The organism is Chitinophaga sp. CF118, from assembly GCF_900112615.1.
Lineage (GTDB): Bacteria > Bacteroidota > Bacteroidia > Chitinophagales > Chitinophagaceae > Chitinophaga.
Genome location: NZ_FOMK01000001.1, coordinates 558,348 through 578,776, shown reverse-complemented (window position 1 = coordinate 578,776; position 20,429 = coordinate 558,348). Strand labels below are relative to the sequence as shown.

Below are 20,429 nucleotides of genomic sequence, written 5' to 3'. Positions count from 1 at the left end.
AAACGAATTTTGGTGAGATGTAGGCCTGATATGACTTCCAGTGTCACCGGATGGTAAAAGAGTTTAAATGAAACTTAAATGAGTGATTTTCATTTCAGGTAAGGTTGCAGGAAATGCGCCAGTTTGCTATATCCAGTTCCATTAGGGTGTAATCCATCGGTGAACAGGGAAGCGTCTATGGTGGCATCTGCTTTCAGCAGTACTGTTCCCGGGTTAATGAATTGTACCTGCTGTTCACCCGCCATCTGCATGATGAGCTGGTTAATACGCACGATCCTTTTTTCCATATTAGTACGGGGTAGTATACCGCTCAGCAATATACCTGCCTGGGGTTGCCGCTGGCGTATGGCAGTTACCAGCAGTTTCAGTCCCGCAACGATTTCTTCATCCGTATTTATGCCAAGGTTATTGGTACCTATCATGATGTATATTTTGCTAGCCTGGTAACCATCCAGTTCATCATGATATACGCGCCAAAGCACGTTTTCTACACGATCATATCCAAAGCCCAGGTTCCGGGTTCCCAGGGGATCCAGTACTTCTTTCCATGAATCGGCTCCCCTGGCAAGTGGTGCAGCGGGCAGGCCTCCCCAGAAATGTGTAATGGAATTACCGATTAATAATACTTTAGGTGCCTGAACACTGTTCATCGTTAATATTTCATTATGTCGTGCATCCCAGTCGTAGAATGATAACTCACGGTACTGGCGGCATGGCATGGTTGTATTAATATTACCCATTGGTTCGTTTAAGATGATACGCAGGCTGCTTTCATAAGCTTTGGCATAGGCTACCATCCCAACATCGGCGGGATGTACACCGTCTACCGTAGCAGACAGGTCAAAGTTGATCTGACTGGCTGGCAGTATGTATAACTTTTTGGTACCGGTAGACTGTAATTTTTCATAAGCATCCTGTAATGCTTTGTTGGCCGTAACGTAATTACCATCGCCGATAGTGTTGATCATTTGCATGGATGGCGTAGCATGTTCCACCAGCAATATTGGGGTAACCGGCCTTTTTTTCCGTAGAGTAGTTACAGCAGTGATGATGCGTTCCTGAATTTCTGCCGGAGGCAGACCACTGATATTGGGGAGGCAATCCAACACAAATATTTTAGCGTCGATTTCTGATACCAGGGCTGTTACCGGTGGTTCCAGTTTGCCATTCCCGGAAAATCCCAGGTTGATTACCTGGCGGTCCATCTGCCTGTCGAGCAGGGATGTCCATGCCAGTCCGGGACGGGAGGCACAACCTCCCTGTGCAATGGAGGTGCCGTATACCACGATAGGTTTCTCTTTACGTTTTTGCAATGGCACAATGGAATCATGATCTGGTACACCTAATTCCATCCATTTCACTTTGTTATATAAGGGTAGGTAAAGGCGGTATTCACGTGCTTCATCGCTGAGGGCAGAGAAGCGGTATGTAATGGTATCTCCAAAATTATATCTGCCGGCAGCCCATTTCCAGGCCCCATTGGGATCAATGGCGTATAAGTCAACCCCGCTTACTCCTGTTGCAGGCATATGCTGCATTGCGAGATCGCCGGTAACGGTATAACGTACTATTATCTCTTTTGCGCTGGTTCTGAAGCGGATCGAAAGGCCAGCAGATTGATGGGATAAGTTCCATACATTGGACTGTACCGTTTTCTCTGCACGGGCCGGTAATCGGTCGTATGTGGCCGCAACTTCTTCCGGCCAAGCCTGTCCTTCAATGGCGGGGAAATTATTTTTGGCAGGGTTCCACCAGTTGTATTTACTGTTATCCTGCCCGGAAATGCCAAGGCTATACAGGCTGGCAGTGATTATAATTGTTATTGTTTTTAAAGTGTTGTTATTGAAAATTGTCATACGATTCTTATTGTATTTTAATTCCTACTAAAAATATTGCATTCTTATTGAATATTATATAGTGTTTTTCATGAAAAAACGGGTCTTTTTCAATATTTTGGCATCAAATTCAGGGAGCAGTGAATAAACCGATAGTAGTTATAAAATTTGGAACGGCCTCTATTACACATGAAAATGGTGAGCTGGATGAAACAATCCTGGCATCGATAGCCAGGCAGGCAGCCGATTTACAGCAGGATTATAACATCGTACTGGTGTCTTCAGGAGCGGTAGCGGCAGGTAAAAAATACCTGCATCACTATAATGGCACCATCAGTGAGCGAAAAGCAGCAGCAGCTATTGGTAACCCGCTGTTGCTGAGTAAGTATGCCCGTTATTTTTCTCCATACAATATTGCGATTGCACAAAGTTTGTGTGAACGCCGGCATTTCAGTAACCGTGCACAATTCCTCCAGCTGAAAAAAACATATGAAGAATTATGGGAGAGCGGAGTAATTCCTGTTGCTAATGAGAATGATGTAGTGAGTGACCTGGAGCTGAAGTTCTCTGATAACGATGAATTAGCAACATTGATCGCAGTTGGATTTGGTGCTTCCATTCTGCTGTTCAGTACTTCTGTTGGTGGTGTGTTAGACAGAGAGGGCAAAGTGGTTCCCCGGATAGAGCAGATTGACGAATCCATTTTATCACTTGCAGACACAAAAAAATCAAGCCTTGGACTGGGAGGGATGGTATCCAAACTCACTTTTGCGCGACTAGCTACCCGCATGGGTATTAAAGTGGTGATTTTCGGTATTCATACTCCGGATGGTATTATCAATGCCATCGCAGAGAAAACAGGTACATTGTGCTTGCCACAGGAATGCAGTATGCCGGCCCGTAAAAAGTGGCTGGCCAGCGGAAGCCTGGTAACAGGCAGGGTATTGGTAGACGAAGGAGCTTTAAATGCTTTGCAGAAAAGGCGTAGCTTACTGGCTGTAGGTGTGCTTACTGTGCTGGAAAAGTTTGAGTGTGGTGAAGTATTTGAAATAGTGGATGAGGAACACAATGTGATTGCGGTAGGGCGTGCAAAGGTATCTTCTGACATATTAACGGAAGATGGAAAAGTACAAAATCTGGAAGTAGCACATGCCGATGATATTGTTTTATTGTAGCAGAAAAAAGTAACATGGAATCGATACAGGGATTATTGGAGAAGGCACAGGCAGCTACCCGTTCTATAAAAGGATTGCCTGATCAGCAGAAGCAGCAGCTGCTGCAACGGTTGGCCGTGCAAATAGTGGCCAATACAGCAGCTATCGTGGAAGAGAATAAAAAGGACGCTGAGAAGATGTCTTTAAGTGATCCCAAACTGGATCGGTTGGTACTGAATCAATCACGTATCAGGCAACTGGCAGAAAGTTTGCAGGAAATTGCTATGCTGCCTGATCCTGCCAATCAGGTGATGCTGGAAAGAACATTGGAAAATGGTTTACAGGTAAAGAAACTTACAGTACCTCTGGGTGTGGTGGGTGTGATATATGAATCAAGACCAAATGTAACACTGGATGTTGCAGCATTATGTATCCGCTCTGGTAATGTTTGTGTATTACGTGGAGGATCAGATGCCCTTTTTACTAATACCATCCTGGTGCATATTATTCAGGAAGTATTACAGGAGTTTGGTGTAGATGTGAATGCCGTACAGTTGTTGCCGGTAGACCGTGCATTGATAGCAGAGATGCTGACGGCCGTAAAATATATTGATATCATTATTCCCCGCGGATCGCAACAGCTGATAGAATATGTACGTGCTAATTCCCGTGTACCTGTGATAGAAACAGGTGCCGGTGTTTGCCATACCTACGTGGAAAAAACAGCAGATCTGAAAAAAGCGAGCGCGATTGTTACCAATGCAAAGGTATCCCGCCCATCTGTATGTAATTCGCTGGACACTATATTGGTGGATGAGCCGGTAGCAGGTCAACTGTTAGCCTTACTGACACCTATGCTGATAGAATATGATGTAGAGATTTTCGCAGATGAAATAGCATATAACATCTTAAAAGCATTGGAATATCCTTATGTAGTACCTGCTACTGCTGCAGATTTCGGGCGTGAGTTCCTGGACTTTAAATGTTCTGTGAAAGTAGTATCAGGTGCGGATGAAGCGTTGAAACATATCCAGGAATATTCTTCTAAACATTCAGAAGCTATTATTTCCTCGGATGCTGCTATCAGTGAACGTTTTCTTAATGAAGTAGATGCCGCAGCGGTGTATGTGAATGCATCTACCCGTTTTACCGATGGTGGAGTATTCGGATTGGGCGCAGAGATAGGTATCTCTACACAGAAATTGCATGCCCGCGGACCGTTTGCCCTGGAAAAGCTGGTAACAGAAAAATGGTTTGTAAGAGGAGACGGACAGGTAAGGAACTAATTCCCTGCCAACTCATCTATCTTATTAAATGGATATCCTTAATAGTAGTAATTAGTTCTTCTATTAGCCCATCTGGTTTCTTAAACGGATATTCATCATAAAAATCATAGTAGCAATTAGTCTTCTATTAGCTCATTTATCTTTTTAAACTTATATCCTTCTTTTTTTAATTCACTGATCAGTGTATTCAGCTGGGTGTAGAATTTATCTTTGCGCCGGGGATCTGTACCGGCGTGAATGAGTAAGATTGCACCATTCAGCTTGCCTGATCTGTTTTTATCAAACCCCATGACAGACTGATAAATTTCATAACTGCTTTTGTATACTTTACCCATTTCCGGATAGGTATAATCTGCATTACTACCGGTGCCCGCGGTAAAATTCACTATCTGTAATCCAATATTAGCTGACCATTTTGATACCTGTTTATTCCACCATTCGTAAGGAGGAATATAGTAATGCACTTTTGTTGTATCAATGCCTAGTGCATTCATCTTCTCCAGATTCCGGCGCATATCTGTTTCGAATTCTTCTTTTGTTACCAACATACTATCGCGGTTTTGCCAGTCGCAGTAAAGCAGGTGTTCATCTGAATGCGGGCCAAGGTAATGGCCAGCCTTATAGAGTTGTTTAATACCGGATTGAAAAGAGGGGTTGTTATAAAATCTTCCAGTGAAAAAGAAGGATGCTTTTACTTTTTGTTGTTGAAGTGTATGTGTAATGGATGGTAATCCATCCCCAAATTCATCCGCAGTAAAAACTAATGCTATTTCTTTTTTAGTACTGTCTGCTCTTGTAATACCGCTTTGTATAATGGTATTTCCTTTTTCTGCTTCTTTAGCAGCGAGCAGGTAAATCATTACAGCGGTACCATCCATTGTAGGTTCATTAGTACTGTAATCGCCGTAATCGTCATGGTATACAGCAAGATCGCTTTGAAAGGCAGCATATTCATCCTCCTCCTCTAATTTTATCCCGATCAGGTTTTTGAAGATATTGGTGTACACAGGACCGTCTACCAGTCCGCCGTCCAGAGGATATTTTTTCAGGTGTGAAAGAGACGAATGCGGATCGGCAGGGGTATCGCCATTTGCCGGAAGTCCGTATACCATAGCAGTCCCCCAGGGATTGCAACCGAAAATCCAGTCGAAGCAAGCCTGTTCCAGTTGCAGGTAAGTCTGATCCCCGCTCAGTTGCCGGTACCAGTAACACTGGATGGCAAAGGCTACCGTAAGGTTATTGCTGCACCAGATAAAAGGGATGCCCCGGTAAAAACCATTGCGGGCTGCTTTGTTCCATACCCGCTCAATGCCTTTTTTATAATAACGGATGATAGTATCCCGATGCGGACCTTTTAATTGTTTAGCCAGTTCATAATGACCCGGGTTAATAAAAGGATACCATTGATAGTGTTTCGCTGTGTCTTTGCCCAGCCAGGGAGTAACGGGTTCCTGTAACGCGAAGGACCAGGCATCAGAGGTATTAGTAAGGGATGCGGCCGCCAGTTCCATATCATCCGTATAGTTATCTTCCTCATAAAAATAAGGCGATCTGCCGGGAGCAGTCTGGCAAACGCCGGGTTTCGCTATTCCCAACTGGTAGGCAGCTATGGCTTTGTTCCGGAGTGTATCTGCATAGGTATTCTGGAATAATTGGGCCCCCAATGCAAAGGAACTGCTGAATTTTCCCGCAGTAGAAGCAATGCCCGTGGATCTGTTTTTATATTTCAGTAAGCCTTGTGGTTCACCGGTACAAAAATAAACAGGGCGTTCCAGTCCGTGGTTGTAAAAATTGGTATCCTGTTTTGGAATCCGCATACCCTGGTGATCGCGATCGTCGCCAATCTGGTTATACATTCTGTCATTTGCGGGGTACATTTTCAATAGCCAGTCGAGTCCCCATTTAGCCTCATCCAGGATATCTGCCATCCCATTGCTGCCTGCCAGTCCGTTCGCCTGCAAGGTATCTGTAAACACATTTGGAAAGTCGCGGTAAGCCGCCAGCAGGTGATAAGTAGCATTGGCGGAAGTGGTCACGTATTGCAGATAGTCGGACGCATCGTGCCAGCCACCGGAAACCGGCACAAAAACGCTATCCGGACCGTATACAGGAAATCCGTCGTGTGTATGACAGGAGTCTTTGAGAAAGGGATTAAATCCGCTGCGTTGCTGACGCATATAGCGCAGGCAGAAATCCGCAGCACCTTTATAGGCAGTAGTAGTGATATTAAATATTGGAGACTGTGTAGTACCTGTTTGCAGGTAATATTGTCCCGGTTTACTAAAGGCGGAAAAATCCAGGCGATAAGTTTGCCGGAATGGACCGTATGCCCCAAAAGGGTTTCCAGCGGAATGCCTGTATGCAACTTTATGCGTGTTTGCATCTATTAGCTCAAAATATTTTAATGTATCTTGTTCTTTACTGCACCATACGGCTACCTTACTACCAGCAGGTGTATAGCCTAGTTGGTTAATACGGATCCAGTTGGAGAATGCAGTAATATTAATAAAAGCAAACAAGCAGCATAAAAGCAGTGTTTTCATATTAGGTTGATTGTAAATGTGGAATGCCCTTGATACTAAAAATAACGTTTTATTCGTCTTTATGCGCATATTTTTAGTTTTTCTGCGTTTTTGTATTTACATTTAAGAGATAGTGTGCGTTTTTATGCAGTTTTAACAACTGTACAACCAAACATCAGATATGTCACCAATCCTTCTGTTTTCTATTGTTATCATTTATTTTGCAGTTCTGTTGCTTGTAGCGTGGTATACGGGGCGTAATTCAAATAATGAATCTTTCTTTATAGGTAACCGTAACAGTAACTGGATGCTGGTAGCATTTGGGATGGTAGGTACATCGCTGAGTGGGGTTACATTTGTAAGTGTGCCCGGAGGAGTAGCGACTACTGCCTTTTCTTATTTCCAGGTAGTACTGGGTTATTTCCTTGGTTATATAGTAATCGCTTATGTATTACTGCCTTTGTATTACCGGCTGAACCTAACGTCTATTTATAATTACCTGAATGAGCGGTTTGGTAAATCTTCTTACAGAACCGGCGCCTCCTTTTTTATATTATCCAGAACGCTGGGTGCTACAGCCAGGTTATACCTGGTGGTAAATATCCTGCAGGAAGCTATCATGAATCAGTTCCATGTACCTTTCTGGATTACTACACTGGTCATCCTGATCATGATCTTATTATACACTTTTGAAGGAGGGGTGAAAACCATTGTGTACACTGATACATTGCAAACCACCTGTATGTTGCTGGGACTGGTTATTTGTGTGATTTATATCCTGCATACCATGAACATGAGTATGGCAGATAGTTTGGTGGCGATGGGGCATAAGGGAATGACGCAGATCTTTTTTACAAATCCCGATGATAGATCTTTTTTCCTGAAACAGATCCTGGGAGGTGCTTTCATAACGATCACGATGACGGGGATGGACCAGGAAATGATGCAGAAAAATATTTCTGTTAAAACATTGAAGGGGGCGCAGAAGAATGTAATGACTCTGGCATTTGTAATGATAGGAGTGATTCTGTTGTTCCTGTTCCTTGGAGGGTTATTATATCTGTATGCAGATCAGTTGCATGTTGATGCCGTAGGGGATAAAATCTTCCCGGCACTGGCATTGAATCATATGCCGGCATTTATGTCTATCATCTTTATTATTGCATTGATTTCTGCATTGTTCCCCAGTGCAGATGGTGCAATTACAGCATTAACATCTTCTTTCTGTATTGATATACTGGATATCCGTCAGCGTGGAAATCTTACGGAAGCGCAGCAGAAAAGTACCCGGCAGAAGGTGCATCTGGTCTTTACATTTATCTTCCTGTTGTTTGTGCTGTTGTTTAAATATATCAACAGTGCCAGTATGATTGGTGTGATCCTGATAGTGGCCAGTTACACCTATGGTCCATTACTGGGATTATTCTCATTTGGTATTCTCACCCGGCGCAGGGTGAAAGATGGCGTAGTGCCGCTGATTGCTATTGCAGCACCACTGGTATGTTTGTTTCTGGATACTTATCAGGCAAAGGTGTTGGGCGATTATAAAATAGGACTTGAGTTGCTTGTGCTGAATGGATTACTGATGTTTATGGGATTGCTATTGTTCTCCAAACCTGCTGAAAAAAAACTATTCTGATCCTCAAAATTTAACGTAATACAGATATGCTTACTACAGAAATGTCTTCCCGTTTTAATGACCTGGAAAAAATGAGTGTGACGGCTATACTGGAAGGTATTAACAGTGAGGACATGACAGTTCCGCTGGCTGTTGCCAAAGTGATTCCCCGGATAGAGCAACTGGTAACTGCGATTGTTGCGCGTATGAAACAGGGCGGTAGGCTGTTCTATATAGGAGCCGGGACCAGTGGCCGGTTGGGCATACTGGATGCTTCTGAATGTCCGCCAACGTTTGGTGTGCCACATGAGTTGGTGGTAGGGATTATTGCCGGAGGAGATAAGGCGATCCGCAAAGCGGTAGAATTTGCAGAAGATGATGTAATGCAGGCCGCAAAAGATCTTGAACAGTTTTCGGTGACTGATAAAGATACTGTGATTGGTATTGCTGCATCAGGCACAACACCGTATGTGATTGGTGGGGTAAAGATGATGCGTGAAAAAGGATTGCTTACAGGTTGTATTACCTGTAATGTTGGTAGTCCGCTGGCTGCAGTAGTGGAATATCCTGTAGAGGCAGAAGTGGGCGCAGAGTTCTTAACTGGTAGCACACGTATGAAATCGGGTACAGCGCAGAAGTTGATCCTGAATATGATCTCTACTACAGTGATGATTCAGTTGGGAAGAGTGAAAGGAAATAAGATGGTGGATATGCAGTTAAGTAATAAGAAATTAATTGGTCGTGGTGTAAAAATGGTGATGACTGAATTGCAGGTAGATGAAGCTACTGCGAAGCAACTGATAAATGAAAAGGGCAGTATCAGAGCTGCTATTGAAAGCAGAAAATAATCAGCTATGAACAGGAATCTGCATAAACTGTTTGACATTGCAAATAAGCCGGTAAGGCGTATCATTGGCCTGATGTCGGGTACTTCTCTGGATGGGCTGGATGTGGCATTATGTTCAATCAGCGGGAGTGGCATGGATACAAAAGTTACGCTGGAATATTTCGATACTATAGCTTATCCTGTCGTTGTGAAAGACGAAATCCGCAAAGTATTTGCGCGGGAAACGGTGGATTTTCAGCAACTATGTTTGCTGAATCCGTGGCTGGCAAACTTTCATGCCGTCTACATTCATGAATGTCTTTATCAATGGGGCCTGGAGCCAAAGGACATAGACCTGATAGCATCGCATGGACAAACAGTATATCATAGTCCGAAAATCTTACATCAGCGGAACGGATTTCCCAATGCAACCTTACAGATCGCAGACGGGGATCATATTGCCGTAGGAACGGGTATTATCACACTCAGTGATTTTCGCCAGAAACATATTGCTGCCGGTGGAGAAGGTGCACCACTCGCATTGTACGGCGACTACTGTCTTTTCTCCAAAGCTGGGGAGGACAGGGTGATGCTGAATATGGGCGGTATTTCCAACTTCACATTCCTTCCTGGCACACTTGATGCCACAGCGGTGTATGTAACAGATACAGGACCAGGAAATACTTTGCTGGATGCTTTTGCACGTACTTATTTCGGAGTGGAATATGATAAAGATGCGTTGTTTGCTTTACAGGGAACGGTGAATGCATCATTGCTGGCAGCTTTGAAGGATAATGATTTTTTCAGAAAACCTTTTCCAAGGACAACGGGCCCCGAACTGTTTAATAAGGCATATGTAGAAAATGCGCAGGCAGTGAGTAATACAACGGGAATTACTGCTTATGATATGATGGCCACACTAACGTGTTTCAGTGCAGATACGATTACAGATGCATTGGGCAGTGTGCTGGATGCAGATAAGGAGTATGCTGTATATGCAAGTGGTGGTGGTGCACATAATCCTTTGCTGATGCGTTGGATCAAGGAAAGAATGCCGCATCTTAATATGCACACTACAGGAGAACTTGGGATAGCGGGTGATGCAAAAGAAGCAGTATTGTTTGCAATACTGGCTAATGAAGCGATAGCAGGAGAGGGAATAGACTTCGGAAAACCCGGTATGCCTGCGGTAACCATGGGGAAAATATCGTTTCCCGCATAATTCTTGCTAAAAACAGCAAGAAAATGCGGTTTTATATTTTGTTTTCTGCGTTTATTTGCCGAATTTCAATTTTCATTCGGAGATACAGATTTTCAACCAAAGTAATAATTACCTGCTGATGCTAAAGGAAGAACGCCACGCATATATATTACATCAGGTAAATTTGCATAATAAAGTCCTGTCTTCTCATTTGAGTGAACAGATCCAGGTATCAGAAGATACGATCAGACGTGATCTCGCTGAGCTGGCACAGGACGGGAAGATCATCAAAGTACACGGAGGAGCGTTATCTAACTCTTTTCATCTTGGTATTACATCTCAGGATGTGTATGCTGTAGAAGACAAAAGAACAATTGCATTAAAGGCTGTACAATTAATACAGGATGGTATGTTCGTATTGACCACGGGAGGAACTACCATTGCAGAACTGGCCAGGATCCTGCCCAAGGATCTGCAGGCAACATTTATCACGGTAAGTTTACCGGCAGCATTTGAATATGCTAATCATCCAAATATAGAAGTGATCGTTATAGGCGATAAATTGTCAAAGGGATCTAAAATAACGGTAGGTGGGGAAGCTATTTCTAAGATAAAAATGATCAAGGCGGACCTTTGTTTTCTGGGGAATAACGCTATAGATGCAGAAGATGGACTGACAGATAATGATTGGGATGTAGTACAGGTGAAACGAGCCATGATCAGTACTTCCAAGAAGGTAGTCGTGTTATCCATTTCAGAAAAGATCAATGCTTCTGAACAATTAAAAATCTGTGATGTAGATGAGATAGATGTTTTAATAACCGAATTACCACCAAACGCTAAGAAGTTATTACCGTATAAGAAAAAAGGAATACAAATACTATAAGTATATCAGCTAATATAATTTTAAAAGTCATTATGTGGGAGTAGAGTACCCGTAAGACTTTAGAGTGTGTTATTGCCCATCAGCCAAATAAATAGCAGTAATAAATTAATAACTCATAAAGGGACCATTTAAACTATAGGAGTATACAGGCCAATTAGAGTTCAGGAAGTATACAGCCAGCAATTAACATCTTCAATTTTTAAAATTTAGTTATGAGAATGTATCAATTATTCCGGCATGTCAAATGCAGGTATTTGTTGCTCTTGCTTGTTATGCATAGTATAACGGCTGCTGCTTTTGCACAGGTTAAACTATCAGGTAAGGTGACAGATGAAACAGGTGCGCCATTGCCCGGTATAACCGTAGCCGTTAAGAATACCAAACTTGGCACTACAACAGATGGGGAAGGTAATTATGTGTTGAATGCAGATTTGCAGCCGGGTAATTATACGGTGACTTATTCAGGGATCGGATTTTCAACAAGAGAGAGTACTCTAGTCATTACCACGGCAAAAGGATATACGCTGAATGCGGTATTATCTGAGTCTGTATCCAAACTGGATGAGGTAGTGATCACCGGTACTTCGCAGGGAACTACACGTAAACAACTTGGTAGTTATATCAGTAGTGTAAAAGCGGATGAACTGACAAAAGGAGCAACCGGCAACGTATTGGCCGCCCTGCAGGGTAAAACTGCGGGTGCACAGGTATCTCAAAACTCCGGTGACCCTGCTGGCGGTATATCTGTCAAACTACGGGGTATCAGCACTATTTCCGGTTCTACAGATCCTTTGTATATAATAGATGGAGTAATCATTGATAACTCTACCACCCGTGTTACAAATGCAGATGCAAGTTATGGTGTTGGCACGTCTGGCGCTAATACTACTGGTTCTATCGGTCAGAACCGTATGGTGGATATTAATCCTGCAGATATAGAAAGAATAGAGGTGTTGAATGGTGCAGCAGCAGCAGCTATCTATGGTTCCCGTGCAAATGCGGGTGTGGTACAAATCTTTACTAAAAGAGGTGCAGGTGGCGCTCCGGTAGTAAGTTTTTCCAGCAGTTTCAATGTGAACCAACTGCGTAAAAAACTGGATGTGAACCAGGCGCCTACCAAGTTTGGTGGAACACCAGATGTATCTACACAAACAATATTGACTCCTTCGCTGACGAATACAACTGCTGTAAACCGGTACGATTACCAGGATTATATTTTCAGCACTGGCGTAGGCACTGATAATAATGTGTCTGTTGTAGGTGGTCAGAATAAAACAAGGTATTATGCTTCTGCTGGTTATTTATACAATCAGGGTATTATACAGAATACAGACTTTAACCGTTATAGCTTTCGTTTGAACCTGGATCAGGAAGTAAATAAGTGGATCAGCTTTAATGCAAGCATGAACTACGTGTATAGTAAGTCTAACGAGAAACCTGATGGTAATTCCTTTTTCTCTCCAACAAACTCCGTTACGATCATTGGTAACTACTACGATATTGAAAAACGGAATGCGCAGGGAAATATTCAGGCAGTAGGTGAACGCGGACGTGTGAACCCGGTATCTATTATTGAAGATTTCAAACAACAACAACAAACCAGCAGGATCATTGCAGGTGCAGGTATCAAACTGACGCCAACAAAAAACCTGACGATAGATTATCATATGGGTATTGATAACTATAGCCAGGATGGTACTACTTTCATTCCTCCATATGCTTATAATGTGAGTTCCGGTTTCTTTGGCGGTGGTGCTACATTAGATCCTACCCAGAATGGTTATGCCAGTGCTGGTAGTAATAATTCGTTCCTGATCAATCATGATGTGAATGCTACCTATAATGCAAAGATCAGTGAGTCGCTGGCTTCTGTAACCCAGATAGGTTATTCACTGCAATACCAGCGGATGCATTATTCATTACAACAGGGCAGGGGTTTACCTCCTTTTGTAAAAGTAGTGAGTGGTGCTATTACTGCTATTACAGGCGCTGATCAGCGTACAGAAACATCTATCTCCGGTGAATTTATTCAGCAGAACTTTAAATACCGTGACCAGTTATTTGTGACCGGTGCTTTAAGAGTAGATGGATCTTCCGTATTCGGGGAATCTGAAAGGAACCAGGTGTATACTAAACTGAGTGGCAGTTATGTGATTTCAGGAACTGATTACTGGAAGAATATGGGTGTGTCTAAATGGTGGAACCTGTTTAAACTGCGTGCTGCCTATGGTGAGTCTGGTAACCTGACAGGTATTCCTGCATACGGCCGTTATAATACTTATAATGCTTCTCCTTTTATTGGTAGTGCAGCTTTTAATTCCAGTACAACCTACACAAATCCGGATGTTAAACCGGAAAGACAGAAAGAACTGGAGTTTGGTACAGATCTCGCGTTTATGGATAACCGTATTAATGTATCTGTAAACTATTACCGCAAGCGTGTGGAAGATTTGCTGATCAGTCGCGCAATTGCCCCTACAAAAGGTTTTACCAGCCGCCTGGATAATATTGGCTCCCTGGCAAACAATGGTATGGAAGTAGTGTTAAATGTTGTTCCTGTGAAAACAAAAAATTTCAATTGGGAAATGACCGCTATCTATAACCATAATAAAAACAAAGCGGTGGATATAGGACAGTCTATTATCCTGTATGCTACTACCAGTGGTGCACCTGTGGCGATTGCGAATGGAGAGCCCATTGGTTTCTTTTACGGTAGTTTCTTTGCACGTGATGCAAATGGTAATGAACTGAAAAATGCAGCAGGTATTCCACTTACAGAAGCAGGTACACAGAATAGTCCTCTGAGTTATACAGCAAAACGTGATGCAAATGGTTTACCTACCGGTTCTGCTTTACAGAAGAAAATAGGGGATCCTAATCCTAAATGGACAGGGACTTTGACGAATGATTTTAACTATAAAAAATTCAGTTTACATACCCAGCTGGATGCTGTACAAGGTGGTAGTGTATTTAATGCTGACTTCAGAACAAGGCAGGGTGTTGACAATGGTAAAGTAGCAGAGAGAGAAGACAGAGGCGAAATTCCACGTGGTTTCATTGCCGGTGTATATAATATACAGGAATGGAGAGTGGATGATGGTTCTTTTGTAAAGCTGAGAGAAGTATCACTGAGTTACAATGTTGGTAAAATGAAAGGATTAAGCGATCTGACCATTAGCCTGGGAGGTAGAAATCTCTATTCATGGGATCACTACAAGGGATATGACCCTGAGGTGAATGCAGCCGGACAGAGTACCATTTTGCGTGGTATTGATTTTGGTACGGTGCCAGCTCCAAGAACATTTAATGTGGCGCTTCGTGCAAAATTCTAAACTATCAAAAAGGAGATTTATGAAAAGGTATATCAATAAATATAACAGTTCTATAATAGCAGCGGCGGCATTACTGTTGCTCACTGTTACTTCCTGTAAAAAGGATTATACAGATCCTTCCGGACCATCAACAGATCAGGCATTCAGTTCGCCGCTTGCATTGACGGATGTTGCCGTTGGTTTACAAAATGTTTATACTGCAAACAGAACAGGACTTATATATACATCGATCGCAGCAGGCAGTTTGCTGACAGGTGAAACATATGTGGTAAATGCAGGTAATACAGATGAGAACCAGTTATATCTGGGAGGAACCAGTGTACAGAATACGAATACTGTTGTTACCGGGATGTGGACGGTTGCCAATAAGATTATCTACGATGCAAACAAAGTATTAAACAGTGTGGATAGTATTGTAGTAGATAAAAACTATGCCAGTGGTGTGATTGCTTATACTTCTATTTTCAAAGCGCTGGCTGTTGGCAATATGGCGATGTTCTGGGATCATGTTCCTGATACTGTAGGATCAAACGTGGCATTTATTACCAGCGCAGAAGGTTATACCAAAGCTGTGCAGGTAATTGATAAGGCATTGAATGCGATCAGCGCGAATGCTATTGGTGGTGGTTTTGCATCACCCATCGTCCCTGCTGGTATTAATATTCAGAATACATTGTATGCGCTGAAGGCACGTTATGCATTGTTTGCAGGGGATTATGCAAATGCACTGGCAGCTGCCAACCAGGTGAACCTGTCTGTTGCTTCAACATTTAATTACAATTCTCTTACTACCAATCCGATCTTTACGCTGGTAACATCCAGCAATAATATTTACCAGGTAGTGGATTCAACAATGAGCCTGCCGGCAGGATTACAGCCTGATGCAGCAGACAAGCGATATCCGTTTTATGTAACTATCAGTGCTAGTCCGCGTTTCAGGGTAAAAGGGTTTTACACTACCACTACACAGGCTATTCCTGTATATCTGCCTGGTGAAATTACCCTGATTAAAGCAGAGTGTTATGCCCGTTTGCATGATGTAACGAATGGATTGATTGAGTTGAATAAGGTGGTGACCAAAACCGCAGCTAATGATGCATTTGGTGTAGGTGCTGCATTGCCGGCAGAAGTAGCTCTTACAGAAGCAGAGCTACTTACGCTGATTTACAAACACCGCCGTATTGAATTATTTATGGCGGGACTGGCACTTGAAGATGAGCGCAGATTTGGGCGGCCAGTAACTGAACGCAAACGTACTTATTTCCCGTTCCCATTTGTTGAACGTAACGATAATACCAATACTCCGGACGATCCGGCGTATTAATGAAGATGTCATATATTCAGGAGTTGTACCGGGGGGCGATCGCATCAAGCCTTTGGTGCAACTCTTTTTTATTGGCATCCGTCTATAAAAAACTGGCATTCGCATATTATTTTGTTCCGATAACCCTATTAGAATATTTTTGTTGTACCAGTCAACCTCTATTCCCCATTTTTAGCGCCTGCTAGCATACTGAGAAGTACTATACCTAGTTATAATTAATTCAAATGAAATTGCCTGATTATTGGACCGTTAAGGGCTATTGCTTAGTTGTGCTATTCCTGTGTATCTCGTATATCTCAAAAGCGCAGTTATGTACCGGCAGCCTGGGAGACCCGGTTGTAAGCCTGAATTTTGGTGCAGGTACTGCTACATTTGCCGGGGCATTGGGTTCGGATATTACTACATATTCTTATGTAGCCCAAAGCTTTCCTTATGATGGTTCTTATACAGTTGAAAATACAACTGCGGGTGCTGGAAATGTTTGGTGGTCAACAACTGATCATACCGGTAATACAGGGGGATATATGATGGTGGTGAATGCGAGTACTTCAGTAACAGATTATTTTTATAAGAAATCAGTAACCGGATTATGTCCCAATACAACATATGAATTTGCGGCATGGATCGTGAATCTGTTACGCTCTTCAGATAATAATCCACCCAACGTAACCTTCTCTATTTTAACTTCTGACGGCGCTACTGTACTTCAATCGTATACCACAGGTTCCATTGCCAGAACAAGCACTGGACCTGTATGGCGGCAGTTTGGTTTTTATTTTACCACTCCCGCCGGTGTATCAGATGTGATGATAAAGATGAGTAACAGTAGTCCTGGTGGAGCACCAGCCAATGACCTTGCATTGGATGATATCACCTTTCGTCCCTGCGGACTAAGTGTAAGCGCCACTATGAATGGCGGTATAACGTCAACGGAAGTATGTAAGGGAGATGGAACCGTTTTTAATTTAACAGGAACTGTTTCGGGCGGCTACAGTAGTACTGCTTATCAGTGGCAGGTAAGTACGGATACGGGTACTACCTGGACAGATATTGCCGGAGCTACCAGTACTACGTATACCCGTTTGCCCACAGCTCCCGGTACCTATCTGTACAGACTTGCTATAGCACAAAGTGCGAATATTGGTTCTTCTTCCTGTCGTGTTGCATCAAATGTACTCAGTATTATAGTCAATGATAATCCCGATCCGGCTGCCAGCAGCAATAATCCTTCCTGTGAAGGAGATATACTGGAATTAAGTGCCTCCGGAAGTACGGGGTCTACTTTTAGTTGGACAGGGCCCAATAGCTTTAGCAGTACGTCTCAAAATCCTACTATCAATGGAATCACTTCTGCCGGCAATGGGACGTATTATGTAACGCTCACCACTGCATTGGGATGTAGTAATATAGACTCGACAACAGTGGACGTAAATCCGGCACCTACAGCCGATGCCGGCAGTGATGTAAATATCTGTGAGGGTAATACCGTCACTTTGCAGGGTAGCGGAGGCAGCACTTATTTGTGGTCGCCTGCCACTGGCTTGTCTGATACCACTGTTGCCAGTCCTGTTGCTTCACCCACTGATACTACATCTTATATATTGACGGTAAGCAACGGGCAATGTAATGCCTATGATACGGTTGTGGTATTTGTCTGGAAAAAACCTACTGCCGATGCAGGACCTGATCAGAAAATATTTGAAGGAGATCCTGCACAGCTGGCCGGTGTAGCCGGAGGATCGGATGTTAGTTATGCATGGACACCAGTATATAATATTACAGATGCCACTATCCTGAACCCGATAGTAACACCCGATAGTGATACCACCTATACACTGACGGTAACATCTGGAGACGGATGTGGCGTGGCTACAGATCAGGTATTTATCCGTGTGTATAAGAAGATCATTATCCCGAATGCTTTCTCTCCCAATAATGATGGGATCAATGATACCTGGAGAATTCAGAAACTGGATACTTATCCCGAAGCAGATGTATCCGTTTTTAACCGGTATGGGCAACTGGTGTTTAAAAGCAGGGGATATAGCAATGAATGGACGGGTACTTATGATGGCAAACAGTTGCCGGTAGGTACTTATTATTATGTGATAGATCTTAAAACTGGTTTCGGCAAAAATCCTACTGGCTGGGTAGTGATTCTCAGATAAAAAAGCAGATGATGAATAAAGTAATAATCCTGTGTGTGAGCGTTCTTTTTGCCGGTACTTGTTATGCGCAGCAGAAACCTCATTATACACAATATATACTGAATCAGTATATCATTAATCCTGCTCTTTCCGGGATAGAGAATTATGTGGATATAAAACTCAGTCACAGGCACCAGTGGACAGGACTCAGTGGGTCTCCTGTTACCACATACTTTACGATTCAGGGGCCTATCAACAAAAAGGATTACCGTACGACTGCTACTTCTTTTGCTGTACCTGGTGAAAATCCCAGGGGGCAACGTTACTGGGAGAACTATTCGGCTTCAGAACCACATCATGGGGTAGGGATGCAGATCATTAATGATGTTACCGGGCCTTTAAGTAATCTTAGCGTGTATGGCACTTATGCTTATCATATCGGGCTTACTCCCCGTACCAGTATATCAGCAGGTTTTGGTGCCGGTATCAGCCGCTTTGGTTTGAAAAGTTCAGGATTGGATTTTCAGAATACAACAATTGATCCGGTGGTATATTCCAGTGGGTATATTAATACTACCAAGTTTGATATGACAGCAGGTTTGTACCTGTATTCTGCCGATTATTTTGTGGGTTTATCGGCACAACAGATTGTGCCTTCCAGGTTAGACTATTCAAATCATGCCATTACTACTGGAACAGGTAAGACGGTACCCCATCTGTTTCTGACCGGTGGTTACCGTTTCCTGATTGATGATGATTTTAACCTGATTCCCTCATTGATGATCAAATACATTAATCCGCTTCCTGTGCAGGTAGAAGTGAATACGAAGCTGCAATACAGGGATCTGATATGGATTGGTGCCAGCTACCGGCATAAGGACAGTTTTGCCGGTATGATGGGGGTAAACATCTCAAGTAAATTGAATATCGGCTACTCTTACGATAATTCCACTACTGCACTGGCCAGTTACAATAAAGGGACGCATGAAATCATACTGGGCTTTACTCTTGGCAATAAGTATGACGATTCCTGTCCTAAGAATGTATGGTGATTTTAGTGTAATAGAATAATTAAATCAGTATAATTTTATCTCATCATTTGGAAATAAAGTATATTAACAGCGGAAATCCGATTTCCGCTGTTAATATTATAATTATACCTTTTTATACCTACAACTGTGCATCAGCCTGTTCCTGTTTTACAACTATCGGGGGCGGGCTGTTTGTACGTTTAGGAGGATCTGCTGACCGTTTATGTAAAATAAGAGAAGGGCCTGCAACTTTCTGCCGTTCTTTTTGTAAGTTCCAGTTATAATTTGAGGAAGCTAATAATTTATCTACTAAATCCCATGGTCATGCAATTCAAAAAAACATTTGCAGTACCGTTGTCACTCATTGTGGCAGCTATGCTTTGTTCTCTTTCATTACCGCCAAATGAAGAAAAGGCGAAGAATTTAAAAATACTGCCTAAGAACATCAGTCATGACGAGCTGATGAAAACTATGCGTCATTTCAACAAAGCATTAGGGGTGAAGTGTGATTTCTGTCATGCAAAGTCTAAGGATAATCCACAGAAAATGGATTTTGTGAGTGATGATAAGGAGGAAAAGGAAACAGCCCGGGATATGATGAAGCTGACCAATCGTATCAATAAGAAATACTTTAAATCAGGTAAAGATGAGAATGGGCAGACTATTATGACAGTAACCTGCTATACCTGTCATAATGGAAACGCTGAGCCAAAGAAGCTGCCGGAAGGAGGACCAGAGGGGGCGCCGCATGGAGAGCAACCGCATGCAGCACCACCGCAGGATCATTGATTGTCTGGGTTTTGGTCTGAAAAAAATACATGGTATTTAGCCCATAATTGGCGGAAAAATTTATCTTTATAATGATTCCACCTAATTATTGTATAATCATTATCAGACCACACAACTTAAAATTGAACTGTTATGACCACCTTTAATTCCCTGGCCATTCTGGCATTGGTATTCTTTATTGCGCACGTATTTTTATTATTCACATCGTTTGGAAAAAACGGGTATCATAAAAAAAGGTATTTCTATTCTCATGTTACTTTATGGATCTGCGGCGTGATTCTTTTCCTGCTGGCATGGCTATATGCAGGTAAACAGATATCACCGCTGGTGGATGTATTCGATACAATGGAGAAGCAGGTAATGATTATTGGAGCAGTATTGTTGTTATCTCTTTCTGCGCATACTATTGTACGCTTCCTGATTATGCCAAAGTATATTGTAAATAAGCGATAAGTATATCCAAATAAAGAGAGGAGCC

14 protein-coding genes are annotated in these 20,429 nt (G+C 42.7%); 12 read left to right on the top strand and 2 right to left on the bottom strand.

Annotated elements, in window-relative coordinates; translation table 11 throughout:
- Window positions 1–89: 89 nt before the first annotated feature.
- Entirely contained in the window at window positions 90–1,856 is a 1,767-nt protein-coding gene (locus BM176_RS02195; protein ID WP_090099107.1) for an SGNH/GDSL hydrolase family protein, read from the bottom strand.
- A gap of 119 nt (window positions 1,857–1,975) precedes the next feature.
- Between BM176_RS02195 and proB the strand changes: the two genes are divergently transcribed.
- Together proB and BM176_RS02185 are read left to right on the top strand one after the other, a co-directional pair.
- Window positions 1,976–3,010, top strand: coding sequence for a glutamate 5-kinase (proB, locus tag BM176_RS02190; RefSeq protein WP_090099105.1), 1,035 nt, complete (start codon window positions 1,976–1,978; stop codon window positions 3,008–3,010).
- 14 nt (window positions 3,011–3,024) lie between these two features.
- The gene (locus BM176_RS02185) at window positions 3,025–4,275 is read left to right on the top strand and encodes a glutamate-5-semialdehyde dehydrogenase (protein WP_090099103.1); all 1,251 of its coding nucleotides are present in this window, start codon (window positions 3,025–3,027) and stop codon (window positions 4,273–4,275) included.
- Between the two features lie 116 nt (window positions 4,276–4,391).
- Here BM176_RS02185 and BM176_RS02180 read toward each other — a convergent pair whose 3' ends face one another.
- Window positions 4,392–6,818, bottom strand: coding sequence for a glycoside hydrolase family 9 protein (locus BM176_RS02180; RefSeq protein ID WP_090099102.1), 2,427 nt, complete (start codon window positions 6,816–6,818; stop codon window positions 4,392–4,394).
- Between the two features lie 160 nt (window positions 6,819–6,978).
- On the opposite strand from BM176_RS02180, the gene BM176_RS02175 reads away from it, so the two are divergent.
- The 10 genes from BM176_RS02175 (at window position 6,979) to BM176_RS02125 (ending at window position 20,404) form a co-directional block, all read left to right on the top strand.
- On the top strand, window positions 6,979–8,436 hold the full coding sequence (locus BM176_RS02175) for a sodium:solute symporter (protein WP_090099100.1): 1,458 nt from the start codon (window positions 6,979–6,981) through the stop codon (window positions 8,434–8,436).
- Window positions 8,437–8,462: 26 nt separating this feature from the next.
- Complete coding sequence (murQ, locus tag BM176_RS02170; protein WP_090099098.1) at window positions 8,463–9,263, top strand: N-acetylmuramic acid 6-phosphate etherase; 801 nt, start codon at window positions 8,463–8,465, stop codon at window positions 9,261–9,263.
- 6 nt (window positions 9,264–9,269) lie between these two features.
- Window positions 9,270–10,463 carry an anhydro-N-acetylmuramic acid kinase gene (locus BM176_RS02165; RefSeq protein ID WP_090099096.1) on the top strand — a complete coding sequence of 398 codons (1,194 nt, stop codon included), beginning with the start codon at window positions 9,270–9,272 and terminating at the stop codon, window positions 10,461–10,463.
- Window positions 10,464–10,581: 118 nt separating this feature from the next.
- Window positions 10,582–11,328 (top strand): DeoR/GlpR family DNA-binding transcription regulator, encoded by a 747-nt coding sequence (locus BM176_RS02160; protein ID WP_090101548.1) that lies wholly within the window; start codon window positions 10,582–10,584, stop codon window positions 11,326–11,328.
- 272 nt (window positions 11,329–11,600) lie between these two features.
- A complete protein-coding gene (locus BM176_RS02155; RefSeq protein WP_255373408.1) occupies window positions 11,601–14,660 on the top strand; it encodes a SusC/RagA family TonB-linked outer membrane protein in 3,060 nt (1,019 codons plus the stop codon).
- A 19-nt stretch (window positions 14,661–14,679) separates the two neighbouring features.
- A complete protein-coding gene (locus tag BM176_RS02150) occupies window positions 14,680–15,984 on the top strand; it encodes a RagB/SusD family nutrient uptake outer membrane protein (protein WP_090099092.1) in 1,305 nt (434 codons plus the stop codon).
- A gap of 224 nt (window positions 15,985–16,208) precedes the next feature.
- Window positions 16,209–18,152, top strand: coding sequence for a gliding motility-associated C-terminal domain-containing protein (locus BM176_RS02145; protein ID WP_090099090.1), 1,944 nt, complete (start codon window positions 16,209–16,211; stop codon window positions 18,150–18,152).
- An 11-nt stretch (window positions 18,153–18,163) separates the two neighbouring features.
- Window positions 18,164–19,183, top strand: a complete 1,020-nt coding sequence (locus BM176_RS02140; protein ID WP_090101546.1) for a PorP/SprF family type IX secretion system membrane protein — start codon at window positions 18,164–18,166, stop codon at window positions 19,181–19,183.
- 303 nt (window positions 19,184–19,486) lie between these two features.
- The gene (locus BM176_RS02130; protein ID WP_090099086.1) at window positions 19,487–19,951 is read left to right on the top strand and encodes a c-type cytochrome; all 465 of its coding nucleotides are present in this window, start codon (window positions 19,487–19,489) and stop codon (window positions 19,949–19,951) included.
- A 132-nt stretch (window positions 19,952–20,083) separates the two neighbouring features.
- Complete coding sequence (locus BM176_RS02125) at window positions 20,084–20,404, top strand: hypothetical protein (protein WP_090099084.1); 321 nt, start codon at window positions 20,084–20,086, stop codon at window positions 20,402–20,404.
- The last annotated feature ends 25 nt before the right edge of the window (window positions 20,405–20,429 follow it).

Coding starts and splice junctions, on each gene's coding strand:
- BM176_RS02195 (WP_090099107.1), bottom strand. CDS start 1,856: ATGACAATTTTCAATAACAACACTTTAAAAACAATAACAATTATAATC.
- BM176_RS02185 (WP_090099103.1), top strand. CDS start 3,025: ATGGAATCGATACAGGGATTATTGGAGAAGGCACAGGCAGCTACCCGT.
- BM176_RS02180 (WP_090099102.1), bottom strand. CDS start 6,818: ATGAAAACACTGCTTTTATGCTGCTTGTTTGCTTTTATTAATATTACT.
- BM176_RS02175 (WP_090099100.1), top strand. CDS start 6,979: ATGTCACCAATCCTTCTGTTTTCTATTGTTATCATTTATTTTGCAGTT.
- murQ (WP_090099098.1), top strand. CDS start 8,463: ATGCTTACTACAGAAATGTCTTCCCGTTTTAATGACCTGGAAAAAATG.
- BM176_RS02165 (WP_090099096.1), top strand. CDS start 9,270: ATGAACAGGAATCTGCATAAACTGTTTGACATTGCAAATAAGCCGGTA.
- BM176_RS02160 (WP_090101548.1), top strand. CDS start 10,582: ATGCTAAAGGAAGAACGCCACGCATATATATTACATCAGGTAAATTTG.
- BM176_RS02155 (WP_255373408.1), top strand. CDS start 11,601: ATGCATAGTATAACGGCTGCTGCTTTTGCACAGGTTAAACTATCAGGT.
- BM176_RS02150 (WP_090099092.1), top strand. CDS start 14,680: ATGAAAAGGTATATCAATAAATATAACAGTTCTATAATAGCAGCGGCG.
- BM176_RS02145 (WP_090099090.1), top strand. CDS start 16,209: ATGAAATTGCCTGATTATTGGACCGTTAAGGGCTATTGCTTAGTTGTG.
- BM176_RS02140 (WP_090101546.1), top strand. CDS start 18,164: ATGAATAAAGTAATAATCCTGTGTGTGAGCGTTCTTTTTGCCGGTACT.
- BM176_RS02130 (WP_090099086.1), top strand. CDS start 19,487: ATGCAATTCAAAAAAACATTTGCAGTACCGTTGTCACTCATTGTGGCA.
- BM176_RS02125 (WP_090099084.1), top strand. CDS start 20,084: ATGACCACCTTTAATTCCCTGGCCATTCTGGCATTGGTATTCTTTATT.